Origin of the sequence: Morganella morganii H1r (genome assembly GCF_000633515.1) — a bacterium.
Taxonomy (GTDB): Bacteria; Pseudomonadota; Gammaproteobacteria; order Enterobacterales; family Enterobacteriaceae; genus Morganella; species Morganella morganii_B.
Map to the genome: position 1 here is coordinate 154549 of NZ_AYMP01000016.1, position 15344 is coordinate 169892.

12 protein-coding genes are annotated in these 15344 nt (G+C 49.6%); 8 read left to right on the top strand and 4 right to left on the bottom strand.

Annotated features, from left to right (window positions below):
* Positions 1–79: 79 nt before the first annotated feature.
* Together U868_RS0110130 and U868_RS0110135 are read left to right on the top strand one after the other, a co-directional pair.
* Positions 80–2239, top strand: a complete 2160-nt coding sequence (locus U868_RS0110130) for a TonB-dependent receptor (protein WP_025153194.1) — start codon at positions 80–82, stop codon at positions 2237–2239.
* 15 nt (positions 2240–2254) lie between these two features.
* Positions 2255–3247 (top strand): ABC transporter substrate-binding protein, encoded by a 993-nt coding sequence (locus U868_RS0110135; RefSeq protein WP_025153195.1) that lies wholly within the window; start codon positions 2255–2257, stop codon positions 3245–3247.
* 46 nt (positions 3248–3293) lie between these two features.
* Here U868_RS0110135 and U868_RS0110140 read toward each other — a convergent pair whose 3' ends face one another.
* Positions 3294–4511, bottom strand: coding sequence for a hypothetical protein (locus U868_RS0110140; RefSeq protein ID WP_025153196.1), 1218 nt, complete (start codon positions 4509–4511; stop codon positions 3294–3296).
* Positions 4512–4993: 482 nt separating this feature from the next.
* Here U868_RS0110140 and U868_RS0110145 point away from each other — a divergent pair, with 482 nt between their 5' ends.
* The gene (locus U868_RS0110145) at positions 4994–5584 is read left to right on the top strand and encodes a phosphatase PAP2 family protein (RefSeq protein WP_004237617.1); all 591 of its coding nucleotides are present in this window, start codon (positions 4994–4996) and stop codon (positions 5582–5584) included.
* Between the two features lie 155 nt (positions 5585–5739).
* Here the strand turns inward: U868_RS0110145 and metC are convergent, their stop codons facing one another.
* Both metC and U868_RS0110155 read right to left on the bottom strand, forming a co-directional pair.
* Positions 5740–6915: a cystathionine beta-lyase gene (gene metC / locus U868_RS0110150; protein ID WP_025153197.1), complete on the bottom strand. Its 1176-nt coding sequence runs from the start codon at positions 6913–6915 to the stop codon at positions 5740–5742.
* A 40-nt stretch (positions 6916–6955) separates the two neighbouring features.
* Complete coding sequence (locus tag U868_RS0110155; RefSeq protein ID WP_029990990.1) at positions 6956–8242, bottom strand: amino acid permease; 1287 nt, start codon at positions 8240–8242, stop codon at positions 6956–6958.
* A gap of 137 nt (positions 8243–8379) precedes the next feature.
* Here U868_RS0110155 and U868_RS0110160 point away from each other — a divergent pair, with 137 nt between their 5' ends.
* Entirely contained in the window at positions 8380–9369 is a 990-nt protein-coding gene (locus U868_RS0110160) for a LysR family transcriptional regulator (RefSeq protein ID WP_004237610.1), read from the top strand.
* Here the strand turns inward: U868_RS0110160 and U868_RS0110165 are convergent.
* Entirely contained in the window at positions 9339–9989 is a 651-nt protein-coding gene (locus tag U868_RS0110165; RefSeq protein WP_025153199.1) for a GNAT family N-acetyltransferase, read from the bottom strand. The two genes, U868_RS0110160 and U868_RS0110165, sit on opposite strands and share 31 nt — an antisense overlap.
* Before the next feature lie 153 nt (positions 9990–10142).
* Here U868_RS0110165 and U868_RS0110170 point away from each other — a divergent pair, with 153 nt between their 5' ends.
* The 4 genes from U868_RS0110170 to U868_RS23575 all read left to right on the top strand — a co-directional run bounded on the left by U868_RS0110170 (position 10143) and on the right by U868_RS23575 (position 15340).
* The gene (locus U868_RS0110170) at positions 10143–10733 is read left to right on the top strand and encodes an NUDIX domain-containing protein (RefSeq protein WP_025153200.1); all 591 of its coding nucleotides are present in this window, start codon (positions 10143–10145) and stop codon (positions 10731–10733) included.
* A 2-nt stretch (positions 10734–10735) separates the two neighbouring features.
* A complete protein-coding gene (locus U868_RS0110175) occupies positions 10736–11251 on the top strand; it encodes a DUF3828 domain-containing protein (RefSeq protein ID WP_025153201.1) in 516 nt (171 codons plus the stop codon).
* A 376-nt stretch (positions 11252–11627) separates the two neighbouring features.
* A complete protein-coding gene (locus tag U868_RS0110180) occupies positions 11628–13835 on the top strand; it encodes a type VI secretion system Vgr family protein (protein ID WP_025153202.1) in 2208 nt (735 codons plus the stop codon).
* Complete coding sequence (locus U868_RS23575; protein ID WP_025153203.1) at positions 13832–15340, top strand: VRR-NUC domain-containing protein; 1509 nt, start codon at positions 13832–13834, stop codon at positions 15338–15340. Before U868_RS0110180 ends, U868_RS23575 begins: the two co-directional genes overlap by 4 nt.
* Positions 15341–15344: the final 4 nt, after the last annotated feature.

Consider the following 15344-nt stretch of genomic DNA (forward strand, 5'->3'; position numbering starts at 1 on the left):
CCGGAAGCGAAAATCAATATCATTTACGCTGTATATACAAGTATATAACGATAACAGTAAAACGATAACGGATGGTTCTATGACGACTAACTATATTTCGCGGGTACTGCTGCCTGCGCTGATTTCTGTTGCCCTTTTTCCGGCGCAGCAGGCACTGGCAGATACCATAATTGTGACGGATAAGCCTTCTCATATCACCCCGCAAACTCAGGCCGGTGCCGGTTTTGTGGCGACCGATATTGATATGGGGCCGCTCGGTACCCGCCAGTGGCTGGATATTCCCTACAGCAGCAATACCGTCAGTGAAGCGATGATCCGCAATCAGCAAAGTAAAAGTGTCAGTGAAATGCTGAAATATCTGCCGTCTTCCCAGATGCAGGCACGCGGTGGTATGGATGTGGGGCGTCCGCAGAGCCGGGGAATGCAGGGCAGCGTGGTGGAAAACAGCAGACTGAACGGCCTGAATATTGTTTCCACCACGGCGTTTCCGGTAGAAATGCTGGAGCGGCTGGACGCCGTGAACAGCCTGACCGGTGCAATTTACGGCCCGGCGAGCCCTTCCGGTCAGTTTAATTTTATCTCTAAACGGCCGACTCAGGAGCCGCTGCGCCGGGTTACGGTGGGGTATCAGAACCGCAATGCCTACAGCGCACATCTGGATCTCGGCGGGCAGGTGAATGAAGAGAAGACTTTCGGCTACCGCCTGAATTTACTGGATGAAGAGGGGGAAGGTTATGTCCGGAACAGTAAAATCCGCCGTCAGCTGGCCGCTGTTGCCCTGGACTGGCAGATCCGGCCGGGAACACAGATACAGCTGGATGCCAGCCACTATCATTTTGTGACCAAAGGATTTCCCGGCAGCTTTGGTTACGGCCCGGATATTGATTTACCGAATGCACCGGACAGTTCCAACCCTGATCTTGCACTTAACACCGCCGGTAATGACCTGACGACAGATTCCGTCAGTACACGTTTTACCCACTATATGAATGATGACTGGTCACTGAGCGGCGGTATCGGCTATCAGCAGGCTGATCGGGCAATGCGCTCCGTTTCGTCGCAAATTCTGGACAGTAAAGGGACTATCAGCCGCTCGATCACGGATTCTCCGGCAGCCGGCCGTTTCCGCGTACTGAGTAATAATCTCGCCCTGAACGGTCAGTTTGATACAGGTTCGGTAAACCATGATGTTGCTCTTGCCACTACCGGTTATACCTGGTCAATTTACAGTGCCAAAGAGCGGGGTAAAACCTTTCAGCTCGGCAATACCAATATGTATGACCCGTCTTCCATGACCGAACCTTCCGATGGTCGTATCAGAACCGGCGGGGAGCGTTACAAAGCCAGTGAAAACCAGCAGCAGAGTATTATCATTGGTGACACTGTCACATTTAACCCGCAATGGTCTGCCATGGTGTATGTCAGTCAGAGCTGGATAACGACCCGTAACTTCGATAAGCAGGGACACAAAACTGACCGCGATCAGCAGACCGGTACCAGCCCGAATATGGCGCTGATGTACAAAATCACTCCCGATGTGATGACCTATATCAGTTATGCCGATTCTCTCCAGCCGGGGGATACCGCGCCGGATGATGATAAAGTCAAAAACCGGGGTGAAACACTCAGCCCGTACCGCAGTACCCAATATGAATGGGGTATTAAAGCCAATACCGGCAATATGAATCTGAGTGCCGCAGTTTTCCGCCTGAAACGGCCGTTTGCTTATACCGATAGCGACCAGATCTTTAAAAAACAGGGGGAGCAGGTGAATGACGGCCTGGAACTGACCGCCACCGGCAATGTCTGGCAGGGGCTGAATATCTACAGCGGCGTTACGTTCCTGAAAGCAGAACTGACGGATACCGGAAACAGTAAGACTGAAGATAAACGGGTTGTCGGGGTACCGAAAGTACAGGCAAACCTGCTGATGGAATACAGTCTGCCGTCTGTTCCGCAGTGGGTATACAGTGCCAATATTCATTACACCGGCAAACGGGCGGCAAATGATACCAACACCAGCTGGGCGGACAGCTATACCACGCTGGATCTCGGTGCCCGTTATACCACTCAGATAGAAAATGTGCCGGTCACGCTGCGGATCTCTGCGGATAACGTCACCAATGAACATTACTGGGCGTCTATCTTCCCCGGCAACAGTAATGGTAAAAATGGCGGCGCTAATGCCTTTACCGGTGCAGGCCGCGAATTCCGGGCCACCGTATCATTTGATTTCTGACACGGAGGTACGGTGATGCGGCACTATTTATCAGCGTTATGCCTGTTATTTGTCAGTACCTGCGTCTTCAGTGTCCCGGCGGAAACCCCGCCGGAACCGGCACTGCGGATAGCAACACCGTGGCCGGCGCAGAATGCGATTATTATGATGCTGGGTTATGGCGGTAATATTACAGGAACCTCACGGGTTGCCAAACAGATCCCGCTGTTCCGTCAGATGCTGCCGCAGATTGATAATGTGCCGGTCATCGGCACAACCGGCGGTAATGAGCTGAATATTGAACAAATTCTGAGTCTGCGGACAGATATTTTATTTATTCATGACGGGATCCGCATTCCTCAGCAGGAGGTACTGGCACAGGCCGGTGTCCGTGTGCTGGCTTTTAAAGCCAACAGTATGGATGCCCTGCGGGAGCGGGTAAAACTGACCGGCGAAGCGCTCGGGCCGGATGCGGCAGAGAAAGCGGCGCAATATGAGCGCTATTTCCGGGACAATATCCGCCGGGTGCAGGAACGGCTGAAAAAGGTTCCGGTGTCTGCCCGTCTGCGGGTGTATCACAGCATGGGAAACCCGCTGTATACCTCCGGGCGGCCGTCACTCAATCAGGACTGGATGGATCTGGCCGGCGCGGTCAATGTGGCGGAAAACTGGTTTCCGGCACACAGCAGTGCAAACGGAGAGGTATCATCAGAGCAGATTATCGCGGCTGATCCGCAGGTGATTATTGCGATGAACCGGCGGGATGCGGAATTTATTCAGCAGTCGCCGCAATGGCAGTCAATTGATGCCGTGCGTAACGGGCGGGTATATACCAATCCGCGTGGTATGTTCTGGTGGTGCCGCGAGACGTCAGAGGAGGCATTGCAGTTTCTCTGGCTGGCCACGGTGCTGTACCCGGACGCTTTTGCGGATATTGATATGAGAAATGAAACAGCCGCGTTCTATCAGGCGTTTTATGGCATTACGCTGACGCCGCAGCAGATCACGGATATTCTGCAACCGGAGTAATCCGGACATCCCGTCACCGGTTTTCCGGTGACGGGATTGTATCTGTTTATACTTTTACTAGTTCAACATGCTGCAAGAGCCCGCCGCCGGACAATGAGCGATCCTCATAGAATGTCAGCACAATATCACCTTCCTCCAGGTTCAGCTGTGTTTCACGGTAAATCACCGGGCCGTAATTTGAGCCGGATTTATACGGTGTCAGCACTGTTTTGGTTAAATCGGTCAGATGGGCATCGGTGACGGTTTTTCCGGTCTGTTCAATCTTCAGCCGGGTTTCATAATCAAAACTGAGTGAATTGGTCATATAGGCATAATACAGCCGGAGATGATACTGACCGGCACTTCTGACCGGCAGTGTAACAGGGTCACAGCCTCTGTTGTAGCTGCGGGGTTCGGTGACGGATAAATAATTATAACTGCCGTTAGCGGAAGAATTACCGTCAGTCAGGAACAGATTGCCGAGATAAACCGTATGATTTTCAGCATCAACCGGATTGGCAGCAATATCCCCGCGTTCAAGGCAGACACGGGTGGGTTTCTGCTGCGCACCGTAAGTCAGGTGATCCTGAATATTGGTATAATCGGATGTCCAGTAAATCACAGAACGTTTGGCCTGACTTTCCGCGTCATAAAAATCATCATTTTCGGTGTAATTGTTGAGCTCCGCAGTCAGCACATCTTTAAACATAGTATCAGCCTGTTTGGTCAGGGTTTTGCTGTATTTTTCCAGCACATCGGAGGCATATCCCCAGCTCCTGCCGAATACCAGGGTATCGCGCAGCGTAAAGAAGTAGAGCAGACAGGACAGGGCACACACCCCGCACAGCCGGACAATGCCTATTCTTTTTGCGGTATCGATGCTGAGAATGCATAAGCGGTTCATACTTGCGATAGCGATCTCATTGCGTACCACAATCAGCTGGCGCGCCTCTTCTGTCGGTTCGTTTTGCCAGGAACTGATAGCATCCTGCAAATTTTCAGCATTTTTACGGACCGCCTGATAGTCCAGTCTCCGCCATTCATCGGTATTTTTCAACATAATTTCCTGAATAATATCAATGATATCAACTTCTTTTGGTTCTGTCGTTTTTTTATAGACCAGTTTCAGCACCATGCTGAGAATGGTGGTGGCAATTCCCTGCGGTGAAGTGACCGGTACAGCATAAGATGCAGGCGGGATCATATTCAGTGCCTGTAATGTCAGCATATGTAACTGTGGCTGGGTGTTTTCTGCGGCAATGTGAAGGGCAGAAGTCTGAGTCATAATGTTTCTCCGGCAGATAATAAACAGATAAGGGAAAATCAGTTTATTGCTGCTTATCTGCCGGTGACAGATGCATTTTTCTCAGACTTATGAGCAATGTTATTACGGCAATTACCGTGATTTTTCCATAACCGGCAGCGGAGAGGATAGTTGTTCCGTGATAAACGGCAGTGTGAGAGTGGTTGTCATAAAGGGTACCCGCTGATTTTACGCTATTTAAAATAGTCTTCCGGATAAATTAAACCGGAACCTGAAGGATCTATAAAATATTATTCGGTAAATCAATACGGTAACTCTATTTTCCTGAAAAATTAGGAATTTTCTTTATTGTAGTAAATGATTGTAATTCATTGATGTTATTATAATTTTACATTTCAACATAAAATGACACGATAGTATTTAGTGCCCTGGTATGCTAAAACACGGTGTGCTGAAAATCAGAAAAGCAGTTTAATTGATTTTTTTAAAAAGGAAATTTTCAGATGATGTTTATCGACAGGGTTATTCACCTGGTGCTCAGTGGCATTATTATCGTAGGTGTCTATCAGTTTTATTTTTTTACGCAGCGTCATATGGTCAGGCCGGTTAAAACGTTTAACTCTGCACTGGATGAAAAAATTCCCTTCTGGCCCTGGTGGTCCTGGATCTACAGCTTTCTTTATTATCCGGCGATTCTCTATCTGAACTGGATTATTCAGGATTCACGTCAGTTTATTATCATCGTATTCAGCTATGTTATCCTGTTACTGATGCAGATGTTTTTCTTTGTGGTGTATCCGGTTGCCACACCGCCGCACTGGCGTGAAATGAATACCGGGAAGAAAGCGTCTGAAAAATTCCTGCTGTTTGTGCAGAAATTCGACGATACATCCAACTGTTTCCCGAGCATGCACGTCTCTGTTGCCACATTAACTGCGCTGCTGGCCTATGCCACACTCGGACCATGGGTATTCATGTTCCCGCTGTTAATCGCCTTATCCTGCATGTTCACCAAACAGCATTACATTATTGATTTACCGGCAGGTGCCGTACTTGGCTGGCTGGCTTATCAATGTTATGTCGTATTAATATAATTTGTTGATAAACGAACGATTATAAATACCCTCATGACATAATTGCCGCATTCAGTGCGGCATTTTTTTGTCCGTATTCCGGTCAGAAAAAACCCCCGGTAATTGGGTATCCGACTATCGGGGGTCACTCCGGATTCAGGTTTTCCGGCAGAATATCAATGCGCCATACGCGCAAATCCGTCAGCCAGATCCTGTTTCAGGTCATCAACATCTTCCAGCCCGATTTGCAGGCGTAATGTCCGCCCGCCCGGATTCCACTGTGTGACGGTGCGGTATTCCGCGCAATCAAACGGCGTGATCAGGCTTTCAAAACCGCCCCATGAGTAGCCCATACCGAAGATGGAAAGGCCGTCCAGCAGCCTGCCGACATCATCTTGTGTAAATTTCGGATCCAGCACCACTGAGAACAGGCCGGAAGAGCCGGTAAAGTCACGTTTCCAGATCTCGTGCCCCGGGCAGTCCTCAAAGGCCGGATGCAGCACGCGGATCACTTCCGGGCGAGATTTCAGCCAGTGCGCAATATCCAGTGCCCGTGACTGTGCCTCTTTCAGGCGGATTGACAGGGTACGCAGCCCGCGCAATGCCAGGAAGCAATCTTCCGCACCCGGCAGCATTGCCATCAGATCATAAGTTTCCCGCAGTTTCGGCCACCATTCTGCGTTGGCGGAGACAATCCCCATCAGCAGATCGGAATGGCCGCCCAGATATTTGGTACCGGCTTCAAGGGAGAGGTCGCAGCCCATATCATGTGCCCGGAAAAACAGCGGGGTTGCCCAGGTATTATCAATAATCGTCGCGATGTTGTATTTTTTCGCCACTGCCGTGATAGCCGGAACATCCTGAACCTCAAAGCTCTGAGACCCCGGAGACTCCAGGAAAATCGTGCTGGTGTTGCTTTTTATCAGAGACTCAATGTCACTGCCGATCATCGGGTCGTAATAGGTGATGGTGATCCCCATTTTTTCCAGCAAACCACGACAGAAATTACGGGTCGGACGATAAACACTGTCCGGCATCAGCAGGTTATCGCCGCTTTTCAGTGTGGTCAGCAGCGCCAGCACAATGGCACCCAGCCCGGACGGTGACAGCACGGTTCCTTCGGCGCCCGCAAGGGCGCTCCAGGATTGCTCGAGATGTTTAATGGTCGGCGTGCCCGCTGTCCCGTAGTTAAACTCAGCCCGGTTATTGAGCAGGGCATCCATGGTCGGGAAAACCACTGTAGACCCCCGGTAAACAGGGGCATTAACAAAGCCGGACTGTGACGCCGGGTCGCGTCCCAGCTGCGTTATCTGTGTATCAATATGAAAATCTGAAACGGTTTTTTTAGTCATAACATCCTCACGCGTAATACGTCATTATTCATTTACGGCGTTATTCGAAAAACTTAAAGAACGGAGAGAGACACAACAGTACGCCGAAGAAGATAATAAACCAGACTGTTGCACCTTTGAATTTATGTAATACCGGCACGCGGTAAACCAGATAGCACGGGATCAGGCAGGAAACTACGCCGAATAACGGCCCGCCGAGCTGCATAAAGAACAGAATTGAGAAGCGGGTGGAGACCCAGAACCACAGGGACAGAATCACGCCGATACACACACCGTAATGCAGCACGGTCTGATTAATACGCTCCTGCGGCATAAAGCGGGTCAGGATATTCACCACGATACCTTTAATCGCTTCCTGGAAACCCAGATAAATACCAAGGAAGGCGGTCAGAATGGCGAAAATATTCAGCATTGCAGTCATGACTTTAACAACCGACCCCGGAATCACCTGTGCGGCAATCGCCAGTGCCGAGATATTCTGCTCAAACGCGGAGACCGCCTGATCGTGGCTTATCGAGAACGTGAACGAGAAGGCAAAGAACAGGACAGCAACCGCCAGGATAATATACGCCACCCTGTTTGCCCGTACTGCACGGTAAGTTGCGATACGCTTGTTTTTTTCCAGTCTGCGGTAGGCAATGTTCATCGGGCTTAAAATCTGCACGAACAGAATAGAGAACAGGGTAAACGGCAGTGTCAGGAACACATCCCGCAGGAACGGCAGAAAGTCCGGGAACGCACTGATATTGGCAAAGTTCCAGTAAGGCACCATCACAATCCCGAGTAACACGATAATCCCGAATTTCACAATAACCATCGGGCCGGAGACCTTAAATAACAGGCGCTCCCCCTGTGCGGCAATTGCCACCAGAACCGTCAGGATAATCAGCCCGTACCATACCGAATCAGATAATAATCCTTCCGTTAAACCGAATGTTTTGATGTAGGAGGCGCTGTCAAAGGTCACGGCGAGTGAATAGGAGAACATGCCGTGCAGCAGCATCAGGAAGTAGGCGATACCCAGGGCGACACCCCAGTTTTTTCCCAGATACTGTGTGATAACGCTGGCATAATCTTCACATTCTTCTGATTCGGATAATGTCCGCAGATATAAATTCTGCAGCCAGTAAATCGCCGGATAGGATAATAATGTAGCGGCAATAAATACCCAGATACCTTTAATACCGATCTGAACCGGCATAAAAACAATCCCGGAACCGATTGCCATCCCGATACATAATACAACCCACCCGGCATCATATTTGGTAAAGGGTATCTTTTTTAAATCACTATTTGCATTTGCACCTGTCTGAATGCTGTCTTGCATAGTCAATTCCTCAACGTTATAGATTTAATTATTTAAAAAGTCAGGAACAACGTGAATATATTTATGTTGTATGGATACAGTGTTATAAAACCATTGTTATAGTAAGGGGTAACACGCAGGCTGAACAGGGCACGACTATGCTAATAAATAAAAACACTTTTGCGTTTAAAGCAAAAATTGACAGCTACGCGATTTTTCGCCATCTGGAGCTGTTTATCAAAATTGTGGAGTGCAACAGTTTCAGCGGTGCGGCACGAAAACTCAATGTCACACCGTCATCTGTCAGCCGTGGCTTACAGCAACTGGAGGAGCAGCTCGGTGTGGTCTTGCTGAAACGAACCACCCGCAATTTTATCCTGACTGAAGCCGGCCGTTATTTATTGCAGAGGGCGCAACAGTTACTGACAGATCTTGATGATTCATTAGTGAATACGGCGAGTTTTTATCAGCACGCACAGGGGCAGCTAAAAATAACCTGTTCAATTGCCTTCGGCGTCTGCCATTTAATGCGGCTTTACAGCGAATACCGGGAAATAAATCCGCAGGTCAGCTTATCTGTTGATCTGAACGATGCATTAATTAATTTAAATGAAACCGACTTTGATATTGCACTGCGCATTACCAGTCATCCGCCGGAAAATTTTGCATTACGGAAACTGTGTAATATAAATTGGATCTATTGTGGCAGCCGTCATTATTTTGAACAAAACGGGATCCCGCAGTCACCGGCGGATATTGCCCGGCATAATTGTTTAATTAATCCGAATATACCGGATACCTGGCGGATGAATGATAAAGACGGTGTGGCCTATCCGCTGGCGATCAACAATATGATTGAGGTCAACAGCAGCCTGGGATTACTGGAGGCGGCACGCTGCCATCAGGGGATTGTCTGTCTGCCGACCTATATGCTGGGAAATTATATTGATAATGGTGAATTACTGCCGGTATTACTGGATTACAATCCGAAAACCACGCCGTTCGCGCTCTATGCACTTTACAGCCCGGCGCACACCCATGCCCCGAAAATCCGCACCTTTATTGATTTTCTGGCGGATAAGCTGCCGCTTGATCCGCCGTGGGACAGCTGGATGCATCAGGACAGAGCAGGGAGTTCCCCGGCATAAACATAATAGGTTTCAGTCACGTCATGGCCGCCCCAGTCATAAGCTTGTGCGGCGATACGCTGTAATCCTTTGTGTTCATAAAAACCGAAATCGGAATCACTGTCTGTCCAGAGGAAATAACGGGCGGATTGTTTTTCCCGCAGATAATTCATCGCCAGCTGCCAGAGCCGGTTACCGATACCGTGTCCCCGGAAGCGGGCATCAATCATAAATAAATTCAGCGAGGCATCGAAATTCCCGTCACAGGAAGCCAGCAGATTTCCGTTGATAATCAGTGTATTCAGATACATATCAAACAGAGTTTCTTCCTGCGGGTCGCGGGCGATAATATTTTTCAGCGCAGAATACTGACGGGTTTTGGCGCGGACTTTCTCCCGCAGGTCGGCAGACGCTGTGACAGCCATAATACCGGCGATGGTATCGCCATCCCGTACCACAAAAATCCGTGATGAGGTCAGAATGACATCATCCAGCAAAAATTCCGCCATCGGCAGAACTTTCTCTTTCGGGATCCAGCTGCGGTAATCCCAGGTAGTGATAATTAATTCGTTAATTTGTGCGATATCTGCATCAGATATTGTGTGTAATTCGCTGTAACTCAGTGTCTGAGTGTCACTCATGCAACCCGCCTTGTTTGTGGATTATCTGCGGCAGATTATATCGTCAGCATTAATATGCCTGCAAATAATGCTGCCGGTTTTGCCATTGCCGGAGACGGATAAAGCGATTAAAGTGTTCTGCAAACCCGCAATTTCGCTGATATCCGGTGAACTATGACTTCTGAGCAGAGTACTGTCCGTATTATTGATACCATCACGCTTTCCGATGACTGGTATATCCTCAAAAAATATGTCGTTGATTATCTGCGCCGCGACGGCACCCGTCAGCGTCTGGAGCGGGAAGTCTATGACCGTGGTAACGGCGCGGTTATTCTGCTGTATAACCGTCAGAAAAACAGCGTCATTCTGATCCGTCAGTTTCGTCTGCCGGTATATGTCAACGGCCATGACGGCTTTCTGATTGAGGCCGCAGCCGGTCTGCTGGAAGAGCAGGATCCGGTATCCCGTATCAAAGCGGAAGCAGAGGAAGAGACCGGTTTTCGTATCACCGATGTTGAAAAAGTGTTTGAAGCGTTTATGAGCCCGGGCTCAGTCACCGAGAAACTCTACTTTTTTATTGCGGAATATCAGGATAATAACCGGCAGACCGCTGGTGGCGGCCTGCCGGAAGAGGGCGAAGATGTGGAAGTGCTGGAAATGCCGTTCCCGCAGGCTCTTGTAGCGATCAAAAGCGGTGAAATAAATGATGGCAAGACGATTATGCTGTTACAGTACCTGGCGCTGTCGGGAAGAATGGAAAAATAATAATGAAAACAACAAAATACCTGCCGCTGGTTTTGTCCCTGCTATTACCGTTATCCGCTGTTGCCGCACAATTATCACCGGAAAATGTGGTATTAGATTTCTACCGTCTCAATTTACAGGATCCGCCTTCTGATGGTTATGCAAAAAGTCAGGATTTGTATGTCAGCCCGGCGTTGCAGGAAAGCATCAACGAATCCCTCAGTTGTAATTTCGATGGTCCGGACACCGACCAGGCATTTTGTGACCAGCCGCGTCCCTGCAAAGAAACCGCACATAGCTATATCTGTCTGTGGGGAAAACACTGGGTGGAAAATGATGTCAATTATTACACCAAGTCACAGGATTACCCTGATTCGTGGATGACAGAGCGGGCAGCACATACTGAATCACAAACTGCGGATACGGCCACTGTGCGCATTACACTGGGTAAAGCACCGGAGCCGTTGCGGTCATTCCGGGTAAAACTGATTCAGCAAAACGGACAGTGGAAAATTGATAGTATTGTGATGCTTGAGTGAGGCGGGTATTGTTGCAATAAAATATTTTATTACATATTTTATTTTTATAAGAACAGAATAAACTTATTTATTCTTTATTTACAAAGAGTTATTGTACATCTCCATCTGTACTGTTCATTACCTTCTGTTTTTCCCGGCATTTCTCGCTGCATACGCATAAAAAGCACTTCTGTTTAAGTGTTATGTGCTATTTTATTGTTTTTTCGGAATAAAATAATTTATAACTTGGAATCAGAGTGATTTTCTGTTGTTTGCATGTGGTTAAACAAATTTTATGATCGCGCCGTTGTTATTCTCTCTTTCTTTCCGGAGCCGGTTCAATTTTATCCTGCGGCAGGATATACCAGGCCCGGCAATTCTGCGTCATGGAGGAACAGTGGTACCATCTATTTCTGACCTGCTGCCGGGGCATTCCGGGCTGGTCTTTACCTGCCAAATCGGGCGATTGCCGGAAAACACCTTTCAGGTCACTGAATTTACACTTAATGAGGAAATATCCTCGTTATTTACCTTATCCGTTTCCGTCGTCAGCCTGCTGCCGTCAGTCAGTTTTAAAGAATGCCTCGGTCTGGCGGCCTCAATGACAGTGAGCCGTAACGGCACCCGCATCCGTACCGTGCAGGGACTGCTGGCCTCTGCCGGACGGGGCAATACTGACGGTAACAAAACCTGGTATCATTTTATTATCCGTCCTGAAATGTGGATCATGACGCTGAATCAGGACAGCCGTATTTTCCGGCAACAATCTGTTCCGGAGATTCTGGTAACCCTGCTGAAAGAAGCCCATGTTAAAAATGACCTGAAATTTTATCAGAATGAGCTGCATCAGAAGCGGGAATACATTACTCAGAAGCGGGAGTCCGCTTATGAATTCTGGTGCCGTCTGGCCTTTGAGGAAGGGATTAATTTCTGGTTTGAGGAAGGCCCGAAACTCTTTTACAGTGATAATCATCTCGGCATGACTGCCGGTATTCACCTGACCTACAATCCGCAGGCCGATACCGATATTACGGACAGTACCGCTTTCTCCTGGCGTTATACCGAACAATTGTGCGGCGACATTCAGATCCACAAAGATTATAACCCGCAGAATCCGTCTTACCCGCTGCAACATCAGGTGACCGGTGAGGTACATCAGCAGCACAGCACATTTGAAAGCTACGGACGTTTTCAGCAGGATGTCGCCGGAAAATCCTTTACGCAGCTGCGTTATGAACAGTCCCAGAATCACCGGCAGACCGGTACGGCGGGTACAAACTGCTTTGCCCTGAGGCCCGGCAAAATTTTTTCCCTGAAAAATCATCCCTCCGCCGATATGAATACGGCCTGGCAGGTAATCAGTGTCTGTCATCGTGGTGTGCAGCCGCTGGCAGACAACAGCGGCGGTGAAGGGACTCAGCTTTCTAACACGGTGCAGTTTATCCCCGGCACTCAGGAATGGCGTCCGCCGTTCCGCTATAAACCGACGGCAGACGGCGACGAGCTGGCAACAGTAGTCGGGCCGGAAGGGGAAGAAATTTACACCAACGGGCAGGGCGCGGTGAAAGTGTATTTCCACTGGGATCGCCGGGGAACGCCGGATCACAGCGCGTCCTGCTGGCTGCGGGTAGCACAGGGATGGAACGGTGACGGTTTCGGGTTTATGTCGATCCCCCGTATCGGGCAGGAAGTCATAGTGTCATACCTTAACAATGACATCGACAGGCCGATTATTACCGGCTGTACCTATAACGGGCGAAACCGCCCGCCGCTCAGCCTGCCGGAAGAGAAAACCCGCACCACGTTCCGCACGAAAACCCATAAAGGAGAGGGCTTTAACGAGCTGCGTTTTGAGGATCAGGCCGGAAAAGAAGAAATCTATATTCATGCACAGCAGGACATGAATACCCGGGTTCTGCATAACCGGCTTACCGAAGTGGATAATGATCATGAGGAGCGTATCGGTCAGCACCAGAAAGTGTCTGTAACGCAGGATCAGACATCCGAAATCGGTCATAACCGGACGGTATCCGTAAAACAGGACGATGAACTGACCATCGGCGGACAGTCGTCACTGTATGTCGCCGGTAATGTCACTCAGACAACGGACGGTCAGCTGGCACAGAAAATCGGCAAAAGTCTGTATACCGAAATTGGTGATAATCATGAGCTTCATGCCGGGAGAAATCTGCTGATCCGTTCATCCGGCGGGGAAATCATCATCGGCAATGCAGGGGGGCATATTGTGATCGACCCCATGGGGAATATCCGTATCGAGGGATTGTCTGTCACGGTGTCAGACCACGCCGCCGGGGTTAAAGCGGCACCCGCTCTGTTTGAGTATTCCGGCCGTTTCCGGCTGACAGCGGAGGGAACAGAAGAGCCGCTGGTTAACCAACCCTACCGGATCACCACCGCGGGCGGTCAGGCGGTCAGAGGTGTGACAGATGCCAACGGTTTAACCATGACCCTTCAGACAAAGCAGGCGGAATCACTGACGCTGACAGTCCCTGAAGAGAGCCAGCCGAAAACCTGTAAATTATACCGGATGTTTGATAACAGCCCGGAGGAATATGTGATGGAGTTTAAGGACGATAACCAATGAAACCGGCGAAACCCATAAAACCAATGAAAGAAGTGTGTCCCGGTGGTACGACAGTGACCTGCCGGGTGGAGGGGGCACAGCTTCCCTCCCCTGAAAATGAGTGCTATCTGAAGGCTAAAGCGGTGTTTGCCAGCTATTTTCCCCGGGCATCATACACCAAAGACGGGGTAAAACGTTCTCTGAAACAACTGGTGATGAGCGGGCTTATCCGTGCGGAGGAATCACTTGCTGATTGGTTGTGGCCGTACAAAGCGGAAGTGGTGTTTGCAATGCGGGGAGAAATTAATACCCCCTTACCGATAATGGCCACCAGTGCAGATAAGCGAAAAAAATACGGGAATGATTTACCGCATTCATCAAACCCGTTTGCCATGCCGCTATCCGGTCAGTGGGCCCCTAAAGGCGTATCAGGCAGGCGGCGGCCGGATATCATTCTTGTTAAAAAAGAAACAAACCGCTGGCCGGGCCGGGGGGAGAACTGGGAAGGGTCATGTGCTGACAACCTGCACCGGCTTATTGAAGTCAAATTTCCCGGAGATCGTCTTTCAGAAGACCAGGAGAAAGACTATAAACTAATATCGACTGAAGAACGTTTTTCTGTCCTTCATGTTGAGGAAAACGGCCGTTCCCGCCGTAAAGAGCGGGAAAAAGCCTGGGAAGCCCAGGAGCGCCTGCTGGCTGAATACAGGAGAAAAACCGGACATAAACCGGTGTTTTCACAGGAGGCACTGGAAAATCTGGTGTTAGTGGATTTCTCGCTGGTCAGTGAAACTCTCTGGCGTATTAAACCGGCGGCGAGTCTGTGGTGGGCACTGAATGTGGATGTGCCGGCTTTTGGTCAGGCTGTGCTGGCTGATTCCCGGCCGGTATCAGGCTGGCAGATGTTTACTGACGGCATACAGGAAGCCGGAGAATACCTTGTTCATGAAGCGGGCGGCTATATTGTCTCCGGTTATGAATATACCCGCGATACTGCCGCAGAAGCCTGGGCCGTGTCCTGTGATTATATCGGAAGCGGGCTGGATTTTCTGAGTACGGAGTTGGCGGCTCAGTTTGCTGCTGCCGGTATCTGGTTTCGTGAAACCGGAAAATGGGTGGTCAGGGAAGTGATAGAACCCGGAACCGGTGTTCTGCTGTATGCCGTTTACTGGCTCAGTGATGTTACCGGAGAAATGATTCAGCTGAGTAAGGATTATCTGCTATCAGCATGGCAGGAAATCAGTTATTACACGGATCTGACTATTGAAGTCCTGCAAAATGTAAAATGGTCGCAGATTATGACTGATCTCGGCAACGGCATGGTACAGATTGCACTCTGGGTTGAAGACCATGTGTTTGAAATTGTGGCCACTGTTGCGGTCGCGGCGGCGATTGTTGTACTGTTCGCCCTGACACCGGCGACTGGCGGGGCCAGCGGCGCAGCGGCAGCCGGGCTGAGTGAGGTATTAGCAGGCTTGTCTGCTGCCTTGTTTGCAGGCAGTGCAGCAACCTTAGCCACCCAGTAAATCA